Origin of the sequence: Streptomyces sp. NPDC005262 (assembly GCF_042872425.1) — a bacterium.
Lineage (GTDB): Bacteria > Actinomycetota > Actinomycetes > Streptomycetales > Streptomycetaceae > Streptomyces.
Window position 1 is genome coordinate 76,932 of record NZ_JBIAKK010000021.1, and the last position, 18,492, is coordinate 95,423.

The 18,492-nt window shown below is 68.7% G+C and carries 15 protein-coding genes and 1 pseudogene; 10 read left to right on the forward strand and 6 right to left on the reverse strand.

Annotated elements, in window-relative coordinates; all coding sequences use genetic code 11:
- Positions 1 to 127 precede the first annotated feature (127 nt).
- The 4 genes from ACFYP5_RS34775 to ACFYP5_RS34790 all read left to right on the forward strand — a co-directional run bounded on the left by ACFYP5_RS34775 (position 128) and on the right by ACFYP5_RS34790 (position 5,120).
- Positions 128 to 1,246, forward strand: a complete 1,119-nt coding sequence (locus ACFYP5_RS34775) for an aromatic acid exporter family protein (protein WP_389043205.1) — start codon at positions 128 to 130, stop codon at positions 1,244 to 1,246.
- 492 nt (positions 1,247 to 1,738) lie between these two features.
- Complete coding sequence (locus ACFYP5_RS34780) at positions 1,739 to 2,101, forward strand: hypothetical protein (RefSeq protein ID WP_389043206.1); 363 nt, start codon at positions 1,739 to 1,741, stop codon at positions 2,099 to 2,101.
- A 736-nt stretch (positions 2,102 to 2,837) separates the two neighbouring features.
- Entirely contained in the window at positions 2,838 to 3,893 is a 1,056-nt protein-coding gene (locus tag ACFYP5_RS34785) for a LacI family DNA-binding transcriptional regulator (RefSeq protein WP_389043208.1), read from the forward strand.
- A 525-nt stretch (positions 3,894 to 4,418) separates the two neighbouring features.
- Positions 4,419 to 5,120 (forward strand): hypothetical protein, encoded by a 702-nt coding sequence (locus ACFYP5_RS34790; RefSeq protein WP_389043210.1) that lies wholly within the window; start codon positions 4,419 to 4,421, stop codon positions 5,118 to 5,120.
- Positions 5,121 to 5,198: 78 nt separating this feature from the next.
- Here ACFYP5_RS34790 and ACFYP5_RS34795 read toward each other — a convergent pair whose 3' ends face one another.
- Complete coding sequence (locus tag ACFYP5_RS34795; protein WP_389043211.1) at positions 5,199 to 5,573, reverse strand: DUF6924 domain-containing protein; 375 nt, start codon at positions 5,571 to 5,573, stop codon at positions 5,199 to 5,201.
- Here ACFYP5_RS34795 and ACFYP5_RS34800 point away from each other — a divergent pair.
- A complete protein-coding gene (locus ACFYP5_RS34800) occupies positions 5,457 to 6,326 on the forward strand; it encodes an LLM class F420-dependent oxidoreductase (protein ID WP_389043213.1) in 870 nt (289 codons plus the stop codon). The genes ACFYP5_RS34795 and ACFYP5_RS34800 overlap by 117 nt on opposite strands.
- Positions 6,327 to 6,479: 153 nt before the next feature.
- On the opposite strand, the pseudogene ACFYP5_RS34805 reads toward ACFYP5_RS34800, so the two are convergent.
- The 4 genes and pseudogenes from ACFYP5_RS34805 to ACFYP5_RS34820 all read right to left on the reverse strand — a co-directional run.
- Positions 6,480 to 6,789: pseudogene (locus tag ACFYP5_RS34805) on the reverse strand (aminoglycoside phosphotransferase family protein); the annotation flags it as partial.
- Positions 6,790 to 7,118: 329 nt separating this feature from the next.
- Positions 7,119 to 7,793 (reverse strand): HAD family hydrolase, encoded by a 675-nt coding sequence (locus ACFYP5_RS34810; RefSeq protein ID WP_389043215.1) that lies wholly within the window; start codon positions 7,791 to 7,793, stop codon positions 7,119 to 7,121.
- Positions 7,794 to 8,337: 544 nt separating this feature from the next.
- On the reverse strand, positions 8,338 to 9,156 hold the full coding sequence (locus ACFYP5_RS34815; RefSeq protein ID WP_389043216.1) for a uracil-DNA glycosylase: 819 nt from the start codon (positions 9,154 to 9,156) through the stop codon (positions 8,338 to 8,340).
- A gap of 551 nt (positions 9,157 to 9,707) precedes the next feature.
- Positions 9,708 to 10,643, reverse strand: coding sequence for a LysR family transcriptional regulator (locus ACFYP5_RS34820; protein WP_389043218.1), 936 nt, complete (start codon positions 10,641 to 10,643; stop codon positions 9,708 to 9,710).
- A 137-nt stretch (positions 10,644 to 10,780) separates the two neighbouring features.
- Between ACFYP5_RS34820 and ACFYP5_RS34825 the strand changes: the two genes are divergently transcribed.
- A complete protein-coding gene (locus ACFYP5_RS34825) occupies positions 10,781 to 12,049 on the forward strand; it encodes an MFS transporter (RefSeq protein ID WP_389043219.1) in 1,269 nt (422 codons plus the stop codon).
- A gap of 30 nt (positions 12,050 to 12,079) precedes the next feature.
- Here ACFYP5_RS34825 and ACFYP5_RS34830 read toward each other — a convergent pair whose 3' ends face one another.
- Complete coding sequence (locus ACFYP5_RS34830) at positions 12,080 to 12,637, reverse strand: hypothetical protein (protein ID WP_389043220.1); 558 nt, start codon at positions 12,635 to 12,637, stop codon at positions 12,080 to 12,082.
- A gap of 508 nt (positions 12,638 to 13,145) precedes the next feature.
- Between ACFYP5_RS34830 and ACFYP5_RS34835 the strand changes: the two genes are divergently transcribed.
- The 4 genes from ACFYP5_RS34835 (at position 13,146) to ACFYP5_RS34850 (ending at position 18,446) form a co-directional block, all read left to right on the forward strand.
- Entirely contained in the window at positions 13,146 to 13,994 is an 849-nt protein-coding gene (locus ACFYP5_RS34835) for a M17 family peptidase N-terminal domain-containing protein (protein WP_389043222.1), read from the forward strand.
- A gap of 70 nt (positions 13,995 to 14,064) precedes the next feature.
- The gene (locus tag ACFYP5_RS34840) at positions 14,065 to 15,969 is read left to right on the forward strand and encodes an amidohydrolase (protein WP_389043224.1); all 1,905 of its coding nucleotides are present in this window, start codon (positions 14,065 to 14,067) and stop codon (positions 15,967 to 15,969) included.
- Positions 15,970 to 16,049: 80 nt separating this feature from the next.
- Entirely contained in the window at positions 16,050 to 16,712 is a 663-nt protein-coding gene (locus tag ACFYP5_RS34845) for a hydrolase (protein ID WP_389043226.1), read from the forward strand.
- An 87-nt stretch (positions 16,713 to 16,799) separates the two neighbouring features.
- On the forward strand, positions 16,800 to 18,446 hold the full coding sequence (locus tag ACFYP5_RS34850) for an MFS transporter (protein WP_389043228.1): 1,647 nt from the start codon (positions 16,800 to 16,802) through the stop codon (positions 18,444 to 18,446).
- The last annotated feature ends 46 nt before the right edge of the window (positions 18,447 to 18,492 follow it).

Sequence of the window (18,492 nt, forward strand, 5' to 3'; positions counted from 1 at the left end):
CTTGCCCACCCGACGCCGACAGTGACGAGCCGGCACGGCAGCAGCGAAGACGGTGCACGGGGCATCACGGGCGACCGTGGCCGACGTCACCAGACCAGATTCAACCATTTACCTTGAACGCACGCCCGTGACGACGGCAGGGATGATGCCTCGCCTCGCCGGCTGGCTCCGCACCAAACGGGCCGGCCACGTGGTGCACGGTTCCAAAACCCTCATCGCAGCACTGCTCACCTGGGGCATCGTGGCCCCCTGGTCCCCCGAGGGCCGGCCCTACATGGCGGTCGCCACGGCTCTGCTCATGGTCAACGCGCCCACGGTCTACCAGTCCGTGACCAAGGCGGCACAAAACGTAGTGGCCAGGGTTGCCGGGCTGATGCTCGCCCTTGCGACGGCCCAACTGCTGGGACCGACCGCGGGCGCCGTCGCGGTGATCGCGGTCATCGCGGTCCTGGCAGGCCCCCGCCGCAACGCTGACGACCGCCTCCAGGTCGCCTCCACCGCAGTCATCGCACTGGCCGCCACCGCAACGGACCCCATGGGCAGTCTCGTCTCCCCCGCGCTCCAAACGCTCACCGGCGCGGCCGTGGGCATCGCGGTGAACGCTCTCGTCCTGCCTCCGCTCTACCTGCACGAGTCCGATTCCGCCGTACGCGACCTCGCCCGCTCCATCGCAACACTGCTGCATGACATGGGTACAGGCCTTTCCCGGCGACAGCTCACCTCGAAGGCCCACAACTGGCTGCACCAGGCGCGCAACCTGGACAGACGCCTCACCCGTGCAGAGGAAATGGTGCGGCAGGCCGATGAGAGCCTGCGGTGGAACACGCGCTGCGTCGCACACACACGACGCAAGGAGACGACCTTCAACGACACATTCATGGCCTTGCGTGGTGTGTCGATCCAAGTTCGCGGAATCGCACGGACCTTGGCTGACAACGCACACGACAACCACACCGATCACCACTTGGGGCACCACTTCCTCGACCGGTACGCCGAAACCCTCCAACTCGCGGGAGCGGCCGTCCAGGCATTCGCCGAATCGGGCCCGGCGACCGGCTCACCGGACGCATCTGCCCGTGAACGCCTGCGCGGAGCAATCGACGGCGCGCTGGCGTGGCACGACACCATGACGGGCATGATCGGCCGGGGCACCCTCACCGAGCCGGGTGCCTGGCACGTCTACGGCTCACTGATGACCGACGTGGGAAGGCTGCTGGCCGACCTGGACCGCGCGGACACTCACTGACCGATTCCCGACGATGGTTGTCGATCAACCGGCGCCGGATGAGGGGGCCATCGGTATGCGCCCTGCTGGGAACCGATACCGCTCCCGACAGTGGGGTGGCTGGGCTGCCCGGTGGCGTTGGTGCGGGCCCCGGCGCATCCCTGCCTGCCGCCAGGCCCAGCCAAGACCCCGAATGGCAGCACTCGGACAACACCACCCGATTCCGCGCCGTCAACGAGCAAGTCAAGCAGCGCCTGGTCGACGGCGGTCCGGTTGTCAGCGTCGGCGCAAAGAAGAAGCAGCTCCCGCCATCTGCCCCAACCCAGGGGCGACAGGCGACCGATGGGAGCTACCGGAAGTATTCCAGCGCAACGATCTTTCGAGGCATGGTGCACCTCACAACCCAGATAGTTCATCGTTCAACCATTTCCGGGTACTGTCGTCAGTGCCTGATCGAAGGCAAGTCCTCGCGGCCTGTTGTGCAGGTCACGGGGTGAGCAAGGAGGAAAGAGCATGGCTTTCAGGATTGCGCGACGCGCTGCTGTAGCGGCCGCTTCTGTGACGCTCGCGGCGGCCGGACTCCTCGGGACAGGTGGTCCCGCCTCGGCGGCGGCCCTCTCCACCGATGGCCGGGCAGCCGTCGTTTCCCACTCCGTGCAGCAACCCGACACTCATGATGAGGGCCGGAGCAGCTACGACGACCGTCGACGCTGGGTCAATGACCAGATCGAATGGATGCGGGACCACGACCGAGTCAGTCACCGGACGAACGACGACCACCGTCGACGCTGGGTCAGTGACCAGATCGAATGGATCCGGGACCACCATGGACCTCACCACTGGGTCCGGGAGCACGACGGGCGTTCATACCGCTGACGGCCACCGTTTGACCCTGCGGAACGCCACAGATACTCATCGACCTGCCCCGACTCACACCCGGTTGCGAAACCCGCGACCTCACCTGAATCCCACCGCTCGCGCTGCACAAGAGCGACTTCTGCTTCATCAGCCGGCGTACATCCAGGTCCACCCACCCGCCTGTGTGGGCCGGCGCCCGTGTACAGGAATGCCCCGGCTGGTCGGGGGGAGACCAGCCGGGGCGGTAGGTGCGTGGGTTCGGAGGGCGGTCGCCTCTCGGCGAGGGGCTCCATGGGACTTCAGCCGAACGATCTTCCCCATGGGCTATAGGTGAGGCCCGGGGACACTGTCCCCTCCGTACCCACATACAGATGAACGGTCAACCAGCAGCAGGTGTTCCAACTCGCCCCTCCTTGGGCGGGTGACCTGCATCACCGTGAACAGGAGGCAGGGCGACCACATCGCTCCCCCGCCCGCCGCCCACCCGCCGGCTGCCTGACCGGCCTGAGAAGCCAATTCCTTTCTCGAGGACACGGTGGCTGCAGGTGGGATCGCTGGAGTGCTCGAGCGATGAGGTCGCGCATGGGAGACGTCGTTCCGATGGATACCTGCCGCACGAACGCCTGGATGCCTCGCACAGCAAGTGGGCGTTTTCAGGGCGAGTTGGTCAAGCCATTCGCCGCCCTGTCGCTGAGCATGATCCGGCGGACGGCTAACGTGTCCTGCAGCAACAGTGAACTGCGCTGCATCGGAGATGGAGTTGGCTGAACGGCTGATCGGGCAACGCCCCACGCTTGAGGACGTAGCGCGGAGAGCAGGGGTATCGAAGTCCACGGTGTCGCGGGTCATCAACGGCGAGCCGAAGGTGCGGGCATCAGTTGCTGAACGCATTCGGGAAGCGGTGGCGGAACTCGGCTATGTACCGAACCAGGCCGCCAGGAGGCTCGTCACCCGTCGCAACAACGCCGTCGCCGTGGTGGTCACCGAACCGCAGAACCGCCTGTTCGTGGACCCTTACTTCGACTGCCATCTCCGCGGCATCCGACAAGAGCTCGCTCGGCAGGGAGTCCAGCCCGTCCTCCTCTTCATCGAGGAGCAAGACGACTATCCGCGGGTCTGCAACTTCCTGGGCGGCGGTCACGTCGACGGCGCCCTGCTGTTCTCATTGCGTGCCGACGACCCGTTGCCGGACATGGTCGAACAGATGGGTCTGCCCGCTGTCTTCGGAGGACGTCCAGTCCTTGGCTCCGGTCATCGCAGCGACGTCTACACGTACGTCGATGCCGATAACCGTGGCGGTGCCCGGGAAGCCGTTCGCCACCTCGTATCGCTGGGACGCCAACGCATCGCGACGATCACCGGGCCACTCAACCAGGCTTCCGCGATCGACCGCCTCGACGGCTACCGTGACGTCCTCTTGGACATCCCGCCCCAACTGGTCGCCGAGGGTGACTTCACGCTGCAGGGCGGCGCTGGTGCCATGGCGCTGCTGCTCGATCAGGCTCCGGATCTGGACGCGGTGTTCGTCGCCTCGGACCTGATGGCTTCCGGTGCTCTGCGGATCCTGCGGAAGCAGGGGCGCACCGTGCCAGGGGATGTGGCCGTCGTCGGCTTCGACAACCTCACGCCCATCGCCGAGACCACGGAACCACCGCTCACGACGGTGCACCAGGACATCGAGGAGATGGGACGGCTGATGGCGCGGCTTCTGTGCAACCGGACGGCGCACCAGCCCTTGCATGGAGACGGCCCCCGCTCCCTGCCGTCCGTGGTCACCCCCACGCGTCTGGTCCTACGGAGATCGGCCTGAGCGTCAGCTCTACGCGTGAACTGAACACACTGGCGACGGCGGCCCCTGAAACACGGAGACGCCTGCGATCAGGCGGGTGCGACGGGGGAGAGACCGGCGCAGCAGGTCACTGAATGGGTACTGCAGCCGTGCGGCTGTGGGAGTGCCCGGCCGCGGGCGCTCCGAGGTAAGCGGTGGCGACAGGCCAAGGCAGTCGACAAGCCGCCGCTGAGTGCGGGCATCTGACCATTCGGATGCGTGGAAATCGCATTCCAGAGCGCCAGAGGTGGTTCAGCCCTAGTTCATAACGGTCCAACGTCAACCGACTGGAGCTTTCGCCTCGCCCGCTGCACGGTAAGAGGTGTGAACGCGCACATCCGCTTCTGCGGTTTCCGTATCCCGGGCCGCCGAAGCCGCCCGGCAGTGTCGCGGACGTGTCTGTGCAGCCCGGTGGCACCTTGCGCCGGGGATGGGAACCACGGCCCCGGGCGGGCTCGTGTCCTGGTACGGGTGGAAGGGACACCGGGCGAGGTTCGCGGGGGAATCATGCAGATCATCGAGGTGACCGGGTATGCCGTCCGATCTGCCGTGATCACCATGAGGCGGACGGGGACGCCACTCGAATTCGTGATCTTCCCGATGCTGCATGTAGCTTCGCCGACGTTCTACTCCCAGGTCCGCATCAGGCTCAGGGAATGCGACCTCATAGTCATCGAGGGAATCCGAGGGAAGTCGGTCGGAGTGAGCGCCCTCACGCTTGCATACCGGTTCACCCCACGCCGGCGGCGCAACGGCCTGCAGGAGCAGCGCGAAGATTTGCTCCTTCCCGAGGCCGTGCAGGTCATCCACCCGGATGTGACCGCGGCGGAGGCGATCGCAGACCTGAAGACACTGCCGCGGTGGTTGTACTTGCTGCTCATGGTCGCGGCTCCCGTGATGGGCCTGGTGTTTGCACTGCGCGGTCCGGGCGCCTTCCTCGATGAAGACCTGGTGGTCGAGGATCTGCCGTCGACGCTGCGGGCAGAGATGATGGCCGACGACCCTGTGCGCCACGCGCTGACCGATCGGCGCGACCAACGATTGCTCGACGCGCTCGGCGAGATCCACGTGGAGCGCGGCGACGAGCCGATCCGGGTGGCCATCGTCTACGGAGCCGGGCATGTTCCGGCGATCGTGTCGGGGCTGAGGGACCGTCACGGATACCGGCCACGTGAAGCGGAATGGCTCACCGTCCTCATCCCGGCGTAGATCGCGGGGTGACCGGTTCTGCGCGGCCCGGCAGACAGCGCCGTTACAGCTGGTTCGTGACACTGAAGGCAGTGCCACTCACCCGCGAAGCCCCCGCTCGTCGGAACTGAAGGGGACTTCGTCGCGCTGCCCCGTACGACCGTCGCTCCTGAGCACACCCTCGGGATCGGCCGACGCGACCTCAGCGAAATCCTCGAAATCCACGTTCGCGATCGACAGATTCTCATGGAGCACTGATACGGCCGTCACACTTCCCCGCTGCCATTCGCGGACTGCGCGCCACGTCACCCGAGCACGTCCGCGCTTCGCGCTTAAGGTGACGCCCGGAGGTGGAGAATGCGAGTGGGGTTGCACGCGCTCGGTATCGGTGACGGTGCCCGTCCCGAGGTGATCCGTGCGGTGGCCACAGCCGCGGAGACGCACGGCTTCGCGAGGCTCTGGTGCGGCGAGCACGTGGTGCTCGTGGACGCGCCGGCCTCGCACTACCCCTACTCCGCGGACGGGCGGATCGCCGTGCCCGCGGACGCGGACTGGCTGGACCCGCTGCTTGCCCTGACCTTCGCGGCAGCTGTGACCAGCCGGATCGAGCTCGCCACCGGCGTACTCCTGCTGCCTGAGCACAACCCGGTCCTGGTCGCCAAACAGGCCGCCACACTCGACCTACTCTCCGCCGGGCGGTTCAGCCTCGGGATCGGGGTCGGCTGGTCTGCCGAGGAATTCGCAGCGCTCGGAGTCCCCTTCGCCGAGCGCGGGCGGCGCGCCGAGGAGTACCTCGCCACGATGCGTGCCCTCTGGTCCGAGGACCCGGCCTCCTTCACAGGGGAGTTCACCCGCTTCGACGCGATCCGGGTCAACCCGAAGCCGCTGCGCGGCGGCCGGCTCCCGGTCGTGGTCGGCGGCAACAGCGACGCCGCCTTGCGCCGAGCAGCCGCCCTCGCCGACGGCTGGTACGGCTTCAACGTCCCGGCGGCCGACGTCCCGGCGCGCCTCGCCCTCCTCGCCGATGAGTGCGCCCGCCACGGTCGCGTTTTTGACGAGCTCACGGTCGCCGTCGCGCTGAGCGACGGCATCCCGGAGCACCTCCCCGCGCTCGATGCGGCGGGCGTCACCGAACTCGTCGTCGTCGGCGCTCCCCCGCCCGCTCCCGACGCAGCAGCCGCCTGGGTCGGGGAACTCGCCCGGACCTGGATTCGCCCGGAGGAATAACCGGAGCAGGCCGGAGCACCAGCCGCCCTCGTTCACGCCCGCAAGGCGCCCCTCTGGGACGTCAGGGTTCGGGCCAGGCGGCGGGCGGTCAGCGCGACTATGCCACTGCTCAGGGTGCTGCCCCCACCAGGCCGTGGTCCCTCGTCAGCCCTGGTGGGCAGCGGCCGAAGGAATCGGATCAACCGCGACCAGTCCAGGAGCCGGCACGCCGGTCCCCTTGAGCAGGGTCAGGGCGCCAGTCTCCCTGTTCAGTGAGTCCTCGGCGTGCTCCACATTGACGAACGTCCGCAGCACAGATCGCGGGTGCCTCCGTCCCGCGTGCCGATGGTCAGCCGCGCATTTCGGCGGTGATGCCGCCATGCAGCGCCTCGGTCTTGACGACCCGTTCGCCGATGTCCAGATGCCGGCCCACCCAAGCCAGGGTCAACGGTCGGACGGCCCTCGCCTCATCGTGGTTTGTCACCGTGCCACCCCATCATCGGGACGGCGCCCCGCGCAAAACCTATTGTTGGAGGCCGCAATCAACGCGACTCGCCGGCAGAGTCCCTGCGAGCGCCCGCCTGGACAAGGGAGTCGTTCGAAGTGCCCGAGCCGCCGCAGACGGGCCGGCCGTGAACTGTCCGGACCCGCACCCCGGGACCACCGTCCCGAACATCTCCGGCATCGTCCGTGAAACCACGGACGTCCATGACAGCGGCCCCGACACCTCGACGAAGTGATGGGCGGCGCAGGTAGAGACACCACCGAGTCCGCTACGGTACGCAGACGGTGAGGCCGAATGTCGGTGCCCTGTCAGAGGCCGGGGAAGGGCTCCGTCAGGGAGCCCAGGACGTAATCGGGTGTCTCGGCCTGCAGGGCCTGAACGGTGTAGTGCCCGCTGGCCACCGCGACAGCTGTGGCGTTCGCGGCGTGTGCTGCCTGCACGTCGAGCGGTGTGTCCCCGACGACGTACACGTCCTGGACCGCCAAGTCACTGCCGTGCAGCCGGGCAGCCTTGGCGATGGCCAGCCGAGTCACCTCCGCCCGGTCGGGGGAGTCCGAGCCGTAGGCTCCGAAGACGAAGTAGCGGTTCAGGTCAGCGGGCTCCAGCTTCGTCCGCGCGGCGCCCTCCATGGCTCCCGACAGGACGCCGAGCATGACCCCGGCATCCGCGATCCGCGTCAGTGTCTCCTTGACGCCGTCCAGGACCCGGTAGTGCTCCGAAGTCCGGATGTCATCGGCCAGGTGCCACAGGTAGGCGGCGTACAGCCGGGCCATCTCGTCGTGGCTCGGATCGCGCCCGAGCACGGACCGGAAGGTTTTCCACCCGACCTCGGGATCGGTCTCCCCGGCCGATGTGTGCTTGCCGATATCGGCGGCGACTCCATGCAGTTTTTCGAAGGCCCACGCCCAGCTACGTGCGCCCGCTCCCCCGGTGTGGACAAGGGTTTCGTCGATGTCGAACAGCACGGCGATCGGTGCTGCCATATCTACTCTCCTGCGGTCACGGGCGATTGGTGGGAACCGCTGCAGCCGACACGACGTCAGGAGCCCGGGAAGTGTGTCGGCAGGATTCTCGGGAATTGACGCCGCCAGTACCAGAGTGCCCGCTCTTCAGCGTGGCAGCGACTCGGCTCCGGTCCGGACAGGTGACGCAGCCGAGTCGCTCGGCCATCGCGGGGACATGGGGCGTCGCTGCCCGGTCACAGGACGAGGCGGTACGGAGCAGGCGGATCACCGCGTTGGTTCGGGCTCTTCCCCAGCGGCGTCGAAGCACTCGAGCCGGTGCGCGACGAACGTGGCGAGCTCAAGGACAGGGCCGACGCTCTCGGGGCCGGTACCGGCTGCGGACGGGTTCGGCGCTCGCGCGCCGCGCGTCCACGGCACGCACGCCCCTGCCTCCTGGCCGTCTTCGCCGCGGTGCAGGCCGTCGGCGCCCACACCCACGACTTCGGTCTCCGCACCGACCAGGACGGTCGAGACCTTCGGCCGCAACGACCTGGTCGGCTGGTCGTGACAGCCTGCACGCGCCCTAGGCCGGCGGTGGCGGCCTCTGAGCAGAGGGGAACTGCGGGTGATACGGCTCCCTCGGCAGCCCCGCGATCACGGCGCCCCGGTGCAGCACATCGAGGAGCATGGCCGCGGTCAGGGTGCGCGTGGACATGTTGCGTCGGCTGGGGTGGTACCCGCCGACCAGGTGCACCTTCCGTTCACCGTCGGCGTCGGTGAGCAGTGCTTCGGCGCCGTGACCGAACGCCGGACGGGGGCGGGGCAACTGCCAGCCTGCCTCCATCAGCGTGGGCAGCAGCGCCTGCCAGGCAAAGCCGCCGAGCACCACGATGGCCCGCAGGGTCGGTCGCAAGAGTTCAAGTTCGCGGGCGAGCCACGGGCGGCAGGTGTCGCGCTCGTTGGTGGTGGGCCGGTTGTCGGGTGGCGCACAGTGCACCGGCATGGTGATCCGCACCCCGTACAGTTCCAGCCCGTCACCGCGGTGGGTGGCGGTCGGCTGGGAGGCGAGGCCGAGGTCGTACAGGGCGGCGTAGAGCACATCGCCGGACGGGTCGCCAGTGAACGTGCGCCCGGTGCGGTTGCCGCCGTGTGCGGCCGGTGCCAGACCGACGATGGCCAGCGGCGCGTCCGCCGGGCCGAATCCGGGCACGGGACGCGCCCAGTACTCCCAGTCCCGGAACGCTCTGCGCTTGACCCGTGCCGCCTCCTCCCGCCAGGCCACCAGGCGCGGGCAGGCCCGGCAGGTGGTCACCGCCGCGTCCAATTCGCTCGGTGAGCTCGTCCGGGGGGCCGCCCACGCGGGAAAGGCGTGCGACTCGGGCGAGAGATGTCTGCTGGGCACACCGTCCTCCTCGTCGATACGCCGTAATGGATGTCGCCATCCTGTACCCGTGGCGCTTGTGACGTCGGCGACGACCGCAACTTGATCGAACTTCTGCCGCAGGCCGGGCCGGGATCCGCGGTGCCTGGCGTTGCCTCGACGACCCGAACTGGATCGAAGGGCGCGTCGGCCGGGCCCACCACTACGAAGCGGCATGAATCCGCCCCCTCCCCGAGTGGTGGGGGCGGATTGCCGCCCGGCCGCAGCCCCACCGGCCGAGGACGCTGCGCCCGGGTGGCAGCGGAAGCTAAGCAGCTCGCACAGCCCCGGCCAAACACCTGTCGGCCAGTTGGGTGTACTGGCCCGACACATGAAGAGCGCCCGCACCAGAGGGGCGGGTGGCAAGCGTCAGCAGGCGGCAGACTCCGGAATCTGCGACGGACCACGAAGCCTGCACATGGCTCTGTCCGGAGATCCGTGAATCCGCAGGTCGGAACCTGGAACGAAGGCCACGCCTGCCCCCGAGTCACCGTCCGCCGATCCGGTCACGGTGCTCGACGTCGCGGCGGCGTTCAGCGCGGAATCACCCAGCTCGGCGCCCAGGTCCCGGCGGCGTCGTGACCGGCCGCCGTGGCGGCGAGGTGGGCGCGGAGGGTGACCAGAGCCGGGTGGGGGTTGTCGCGGTGCCAGAGGAGCGAGTGCGGGTAGACGGGCGTCGGGTCGGTCACCGGGATGCGGCGCAGGCCGTGGCCGGCGGGCCAGACGAGGCGGGTGTGCTCGCCCATGAAGGTGGCCAGGGCCGGGGTGTCGGCGATGGTGTCGAGGAGCGCGTCTGAGCCGAAGTTGGGGCCGGTCGCCTCAATGGTAAGGCCGAACTCGGCGACGAGGTCGTCGTAGTAGGCGGCCCACTCGGTGCCGGGGACGATGCCGGGCATCCAGATCCGGTGCCCGGCAAGCCGGGCGAGGGGCACCGACCGGGCGGCCGACAGCGCGTGGGCAGGGCCGGTGAGGAGCTGGAGCGGCTCGTCGAGCACCCGGACGGACTCGATGTCCTCGGGAAGAGGCCGCCCGGGCACGGCTACGGCACGGAAGGACGCGTCGATCGCACCGGACCGGATGGCGGCGACGGCCGTCTCGATGTCGAACAGCATCACCACGTCGAGGTCGATCTCAGGGTGTACGCGGTGGAAGCCGCGCAGCAGGCCCGCCGCCGCGCCGCGCGAGGCGATCACGTCGACGCGCAGCGGACGGCGGCCGGTGCGCACGGACGCGACCGCGCGCTCGGCGACGCGCAGCAGCTCGCGTGCGTGGGGCAGGAACGCCTGCCCGTCGATGGTCAGCTCGGCGCCGCGCGCGGTGCGGGTGAACAGCCGCACGCCAAGGGTGCGCTCCAACACGGCAATGCGCTTGGAGACGGCCTGCTGGGTGACCGCCAGCTCGGCGGCGGCCTCTTGGAACTGCCCCGCGTCGGCGGCGACGACGAACGTCCGGACGGTGTCGAGATCCATGCAGAGAGCCTATGGACACAACCGTTGGTTGTGTCTGCCGGCTCTGTGGTTGTTTGATTCCTGGTCGTGGTGCTCGCTTAGATGCTTCCGATCGCGGACCGGTTGTGCAGGGTGTGGAGTGTCGGGGGGCGTCGGGCATGAGGAGCGGGCACCGGCTGGGAAATCTGCTCGGACCACGGCTGGGGCGGCGGTTCGGGTGGCTCTGGGGAGCGTACGGAACCAGCGCGCTCGGCACATGGCTCGCCTTCGGCGCGTTCCCGCTGATCGCCATCAGGGTGCTGCACGCCGGACCGGCCGAGGTCGCCGCGCTCTCCTCCGTGGGGGCTGCGGTGGGCGCGGCCGTGGCGGTACCGCTCGCTCCCTGGGTGGAGTTCCGCCGCAAGCGGCCGGTGCTGATCGCGATGGACCTGGTGCGGTTCGCGGCACTGCTGACCATCCCTGCCGCGTTCGCGCTCGGCGTCCTCACGTTCCTTCAGCTCCTGCTGGTCTCGGTCCTCGTCGCGGCGGCCGACATCACCTTCCGCGCCGCCTCCGGCGCGTACCTGAAGACGCTGCTGCCGGCCGAGGACCTGCTCGTCGCCAACGCCCGGTTCGAGTCCACGGCCTGGACGACCACGATCATCGGACCACCGCTGGGCGGCGCAGCGATCGGGCTCCTCGGTCCGGTGGTGACGGTGGTCGCCGACGCGGCCAGCTACCTGCTCTCGGCCCTGGGCATCCGCGCGGCGGGCGGGCACGAGCCGCGGCCCGAGCGCCGTGAGGCCACGCGCATGCGAGCGGGGGACCTGCTCGACGGCTGGCGGTACATCCTCGCCGACACGACACTGCGTCCCCTCTTCTTCAACACCGCCTTGTTCAACGGTCTGGTGATGGCTGCCGAGCCGCTGCTGGCCGTCCTGATGCTCGGCCGACTCGGGTTCACACCCTGGCAGTACGGCCTCGCCTTCGCCGCGCCCTCGATCGGCGGACTGCTCGGTTCACGGCTGGCCCGGCCCCTCGTCTCCCGGTTCGGGCAGCACCAGGTCCTGGTCGTGACCGGGGCACTGCGCGCGCTCTGGCCCATCGGCCTGGCCTTCCTGGGACCGGGCACCGGCGGGCTGCTGCTGGTGATGAGCATCGAGCTCGGGCTCATCTTCTGCTGCGGGGTCTTCAACCCCGTCTACGCCACCTACCGCCTCGAACGCACCGCGACCGACCGGGTCACCCGCACACTGTCCGCCTGGACGGTGACGACCAAGGCCACGACCGCACTCCTGACAGCCGTCTGGGGCGTGCTGGGCGTGCTGCTCGGCCCGCGTACGGCCATCGGCCTGGCCGGCGTGCTCCTTCTCGCAACCCCGCTGCTGCTCCCCCGCCGCGCGGCAGCACCACACTCCGAACCGGAACCCGCACCGAGTCCCACCTGACAGAACCGGGTCGACGAGGACCGGGAAGCCTCACGCCCCGGCGACGGTGACGACGTCGTGGCACACCCCGTACGGGCGATCCGCCTCGACCTCCAGCACCCACGTCCCCTCGGCCGCCGTCAGCTCGGCGACCAGCTCACCCGTCCCGTCCGGCAGCAGGGTCACGGGCTTCGCGTCGCTCTCCGGCAGCCCCGGAGCGGTCAGTCGCGCCCGGAGCGTCCGGCCCGTGACCGTCGGACCGCTCGCGCGGATGGTGAAAGGCTCACCCGCCAGCGCCATGTCGGGCACCTCGAGACCGAAGCCGGCGTCGCCCGCGAGCATCTGCCGGGCAGGCCTGCTGTGGCGGATCGCCATCAGCTGCTGCCGCAGAGCCTCCGCGCCGGCCATCCCGGCATGGCGCTCGCCGTTCCACAGCGCGTCGTCCTCGCGCTCCAGCACCCACGAGGCGAAGGCCGACCCGCCAGGCACCGTGCCGTCCCCGCCCCAGTCCCGGTCGTTGTCGAGGCGCGTCGGGAACGTGAAGCCCCCGTCGACACCCACCACGACGCCGGCCACGGTGGGGTGTGCCCGGCCGGCGAAACAGTGCACCCGGTACGGCGGTGACCGGTGGTGCTTGAGGCGTCGCAGGATCTGGCGGACGGCCTGCTGCTGATCCGGGTGGACGGGGTCGTCTGTCTCTTCTTCGGCCGGGTGCGTGAGCCCCCTGGCGAAGCATCACCGCCGTAAGTGCGTCTGCTTGCGCCTCACCACCCGGTTGGCTCACGGACAGCTGGGCGAAGACGCGAGCGAACCACCTCGGCGGAGCTGCCGATGTCGACTCAAGGAACCGATCCTCTCAGAACCTTTCACCCGGCCGACCCTGTCCCGGAGTGCGCCCACGTCCGGCAGGATGCCCCGTCCCCACCGGAACGCACTGTCCGTTGCCCTCACACGGGCGCGCGGGAGCTCAGAACGGTGTGCAGGTACGGACCCTGCTCTGCGGGGCCCGTACGCACCTCGAGATGCCACTGTGCCTGGACGTAACTAGCGTCGAAGCCGAGATACGCACCTCAGGTCCCACTTCATGGCCTCGGCCCCGGACACAGTCGGAGAATCGATGGACTACCCGCTCAAACGGTGTCGTGCGGCCCTGATCGCCGCCTGCCTGGCCGTTGTGACCGCAGGGTGCGCTTCCACACCCGCCGCGCGAACCGCTCCCGCTGCTCCCGCTGCTCCCGCCGCGCCCGCGACACCCGGTCGGCAGTCGGAGGCGCAGCCCGCCAAGGACCAGACATCCGCCCCACCGCAGGCCACCTTCGCCGCCCCGCACGGTCTGCCTGTCACCGTGAAGGAGATCGGTCCCGCCGAGGAGCCGGTCGACCTGCAGGTCGTGACGTTGTTCGACCAGGCATCCAAGCAGGAGTTCGTCGAGTCGATGACGGACCTGGACAGCCGCCTTGGAGGTTTCGTCACCAAGGTTCGCGACAGCGGCCAGTTCCAGGCCAATGCCCTGGACACGCTCGTGATCACCCCGCCCCCGGGAGCGATCGCGGCCCGTCGGCTGCTCTTCGTCGGCCTTGGTGATTCCAGCAAGGCGTCGCTGGATCTGATGAACAAGGTGGGTGCGGTCGTCGCCCGTGAAGCGGTCCGGCTGCGTGCTCCCACGGTGGCGTTCGCACCCACGCTGCGTGACCAGAGCTTCGACAAGCTGGACACCGGACAGGTGGGGGCTGAATTCATCACGGGAGCGATCCTCGGTTACGACACCGAGGCACGGCTGCAACAGCAGGATCTGAACCCCTGCTTCGCCCTGAAGCACTGGTACTACGAGGCCGGTGCCGCCTATTTCTCCGACGTCGTGGAGAAGGTGGGTCCGGCAGTGACGAAGGCCACGGAGCAGGTGAACAGTCGCAGCAACCAGCCATTCGGCAAGACCGGCCCGCAGGCCGGCCAGTGTCACACCTGATCCGGACCAGTACCCGCCGGACCGACGGGCCAGGGCAACTCTTCCCGCCTCAAGGCCATGGAGCGTTCGAATGATCAACGTCATGCCAGTGGACGGCATCACCGCTCACCCCGACGCACGGGAGCCGGCCGACCTGGTCATACGCAACGGCCGCATTCATACCGGAGACACCGCACGACCCGACGCCGCGGCCCTCGCCGTCCGGGACGGCCGTATCACCGCCATGGGCGACGACGCGGACATCGCCCCCTTCGTGGGCCCGGAGACCCGGGTGGTCGACGCTCTCAACCGGCGGATCATCCCCGGCCTCAACGACTCACATCTGCACGTGATCCGCGGTGGAGTGAACTACCTCCTGGAACTGCGCTGGGACGGTGTTCCCTCGCTGCGCACCGCGTTGTGGATGCTGCGTGAGCAGGCCTCACGCACGCCCAAGGGCCAGTGGGTGCGCGTGGTGGGCGGCTGGACGGGCGAGCAGTTCGCCGAACGGCGCCTGCCCACTGTGTCGGAGCTGAATGCCGCTGCCCCCGACACCCCCGTCTTCGTCCTGCATCTCTACCAGTCGGCCATCGTCAACAGGGCTGCGTTGAAGGCAGTCGGCTTCACGAAGAACACCGTGGCGCCCCCCGGAGGACAGATAGTCCGCGATCACTCAGGAGAGCCGACCGGCATGCTCCTGGCCTCCCCGGCTGCCGGACTTCTGTACGCCACGCTCGGCAAGGGGCCGAAGCTGGCGGACGAGGAACAGGTCGGTTCCACCCGGCACTTCCTGCACGAGCTCAACCGGCTCGGTCTGACGAGCGCCATCGATGCCGGCGGCGGCTTTCAGAACTTCCCCGAGAACTACGGGGCCGTGATGAAGCTTGCCGAGCAGGGCCTGCTGACCATGCGCATATCGTACAATCTCTTCCCGCAGACCGCCGGGCAGGAACTCGACGACCTGCGGCGGTGGATCGGAATGGTCCGGCCGGGAGACGGCGACGAATGGCTGCGGCTGAACGGAGCCGGGGAGAACCTCGCCTGGTCGCCCGCCGACTACGAGAACTTCACCGAGCCCAGGCCATCGCGACCGAAGCAGGCGGACAGCGAACTCGAAGCTGCGGTACGCCTGTTGCTCGACAACGGCTGGGGCTTCCGTCTGCACGCCACGTACGAGGAGACCATCCACGCCAACCTCGACGTGTTCGACAAGGTGGCGGCCGACGGCGGCTTCCCGCGCGGCGTGCCGTGGTTCTTCGACCACGCCGAAACGGTGTCCGAGGCCAGCCTCGACCGCATCTCGGCCATGGGAGGCGCCCTCTCCATCCAGAACCGCATGATGTTCCAGGGCGGGGCCTTCAAGGACCGCTACGGAGCTGCTCGCGCAGCCAACACTCCGCCGATCCGCCAGATGCTCGACTGCGGCCTGACGGTCGCCGCGGGCACCGACGCCACCAGGGTTTCCAGCTACAACCCATGGCTGTCCCTGGAGTGGCTGGTACGCGGACGCACCATCGGCGGGCAGCAGCTGGCTTCTGCGGAGAACAGGATCGACCGGGCCACCGCACTGCACATGTACACCGCGGCAAGTGCCGAACTCAGCGGTGAGAACGACGTCAAGGGGAGGCTCAAAGAGGGCTACTACGCCGATCTGGCGGTGCTCTCGGAGGACTTCTTCTCGGTGCCCGAGGAAGACATCTCGCACATCGAGTCCCTGCTGACCGTCGTAGGCGGCCGAATCGTCTACGCGGCCGGGGAGTTCGAGGGACTGGCCGCCCCGCTGCCGGACGTGGAACCGTCCTGGAGCCCGGTCGCCTACTACGGCGGATACCACCGGACGATGTTCCCCACCCCGCCCTCCGGGGTGCAACAGGCGCAGGCGCTGGTCGAGGCCGTGGCCGAGTCCGAGGAACACCGTCAGTGGCGTATCACCAGGGGCTTTGCCCAGGACGGCTCCTCCGCTTCAGAGATCTTCGATGCCTGCTTCGTCCTGTGACCCCGAGCAGGCCCCACTGCCCGCCGGCCAAGAGGGCCGCCGGGTCCCGACAGACAGCTTGATAGGGAAGGTTCCGCAACGTGGTGAACACCGCAGCCGTAAAGGCGAACCCCGCATCGTCGCTCCTCAGCCCCGATAACAGCGTCTTGGTGCTGGTGGACCATCAACCTCAGATGTTCTTCGCCACGACCAGCGCCGACCGGGGTGAAATCATCAACGCCACCGTGGGGCTCGCCAAGGCCGCCAAGGTGTTCGATGTACCGGTCGTCCTGAGCACGGTCGCGTCCAAGAGCTTCTCCGGTCCGATGCTGCCCCAGCTGGCCGAGGTCTACCCCGACATCCAGCCCATCGACCGGACCACGATGAACTGTTGGGAGGACCAGCGCGTCGTCGATGCCGTCAAGGCGACCGGCCGCCCGAAGATCGTGATGGCAGGTCTGTGGACGGAGGTGTGCATCGCGCTCGCCTCTCTGTCCGCCGTGGAGCAGGGCTACGAGGTGCATGTACCCACCGATGCCTGCGGCGGGGTGTCGGTCGACGCGCACGAGAACGCTGTCAGACGCATGGTGCAGAACGGCGTCGTACCCACGACGTGGCTGACCACCCTGCTCGAGTGGCAGCGCGACTGGGGTCGCACCGAGACCTACGATCCGGTCACCGAGCTCGTCACGCAGCACGCCGGTGCCTATGGAATCGGCGTCGTCTACGCCCGTGCGATGCTCGGCGGGCACTCGGCCGGCTGACCCGCGTACGCGGGCCCGGCCCTCAACGGCCGCCCGCCGGCCCGCGTTCCTGATTCCTCCTCGGCCTCCTTCAGGGAGCGACAACGGATGACACCTCCTGTGGACGGCGGCACGGCGGCCGGGTCCCGGCCGCCGGTTCCGCAATCCGCTGCGGGATCGACCTGGAAGCCGCTGCGACTGCGGGCGTTCCGAACTCTGTGGATCGCGCAGATCGTCTCCAACATCGGTGGCTGGATGCAGACGGTCGGCGCCCAGTGGCTGATCACTCAGGAGTCGGGTTCGGCGGGACTCATCGCCCTGGTGCAAACCGCGGCCAGCTTTCCCGTCCTTCTGCTGGGCATCCCGGCCGGCGCCCTGGCAGACATCGTGGACCGCCGCAAGCTGCTTCTGTGCGCTCAGATGCTGATGTTCACGGCCGCCGGACTCCTTGCCGCACTGACCGCGATGGGGCGCATGAACTCCTACGGGGTCCTTGCACTGACCTTCGTACTCGGTTGCGGCACCGCGCTGATGAGCCCGGCATGGCAAGCCATCCAGCCCGAGCTCGTGCCCCGGGACCAGATTCCTGCCGCCGCCGCCCTCGGCGGTGTGAACATGAACCTCGCTCGCGCGATCGGCCCGGCACTCGGCGGCCTCGTCGTGGCACTGGCAGGTACGGCTGCGGTCTTCGCCATCAACGCCGTGTCGTTCCTGGTCACACTCGCCGCGCTGGCCGCATGGCACCGCCGGACCGAGCCGGACCCGGTCGGGCCCGAGCGGATCCTCCCCGCTCTGAGAGCGGGCAGCCGCTATGTGCGCCACGCGCCCAGGGTTCGCCGGGTGCTGGGCCGGTCACTGCTCTTCGTGCCCTGCGCCGCGGCCCTGTGGGCCCTGCTACCTGTGGCCGCGCGGCAGCAACTGGGTATGGGGGCCGGGGGTTACGGTCTGCTCCTGGGAGCGGTCGGTGTGGGGGCGGCAGTGGGGGCCGCGCTACTACCGCAAGTGCGCGGCCGCTGGTCGAGCAATACGGCACTGGCAGGCGGAGGAATCCTGTTTGCGGTCACCCTGGCGCTGCTGGGGCTGGTGCGCATCCCCTGGATCGCCGGGGTGGTCCTGGTGTTCTCCGGGATCGCCTGGATGGGGGTTCTGTCCATTCTGAACGCCCAGATGCAGGTGACGGTACCCAAGTGGGTGCGGGCGCGAGCCCTGGCCTTCTACCTGACGGTATTTCAGGGGGGTATGGCGGTCGGGGCAGCCGTATGGGGCACAGTCGCTGACGGGATCGGCCTGGTAGCGGCTTTGCTGGTGTCCGCGGCGGTGCTGGCGGCCGGATCGCTGATCGGGCTGTTCCTCTCCGTGCCCGACACCACCCTGGACCGGTCACCCTCGATGCACTGGGCAACGCCCACGATGGTGCTGGAACCACCGGATACGAACGGGCAGGTCCTGATCACCATCGAGTATCGCGTACCGGCGCACAATGCCGACCTCTTCGTCCAGTCCATGGCAGCCATGGGTCGCTCCCGTCTACGGACCGGCGCGCTGCACTGGGACCTGTACCAGGATGCAGCGCGGCCTGGCACCTACTTGGAGGTCTTCCTGGTGGCCTCCTGGGAAGAGCACCTGCGACAGCACAGCGGTCGGCTCACCGGCTTCGACAAGGAAACCGAAGAACGGGCACGGGCCCTGGTGGACCCCGAGCACCCCTTCCAGGTTTCCCACTACCTTCCGGCGCGTAAGCAGAGTCCTGGCTGAGCCGCACCGTGCAGATTCATGAGACCTTGCACCGGGGGACGTCGTC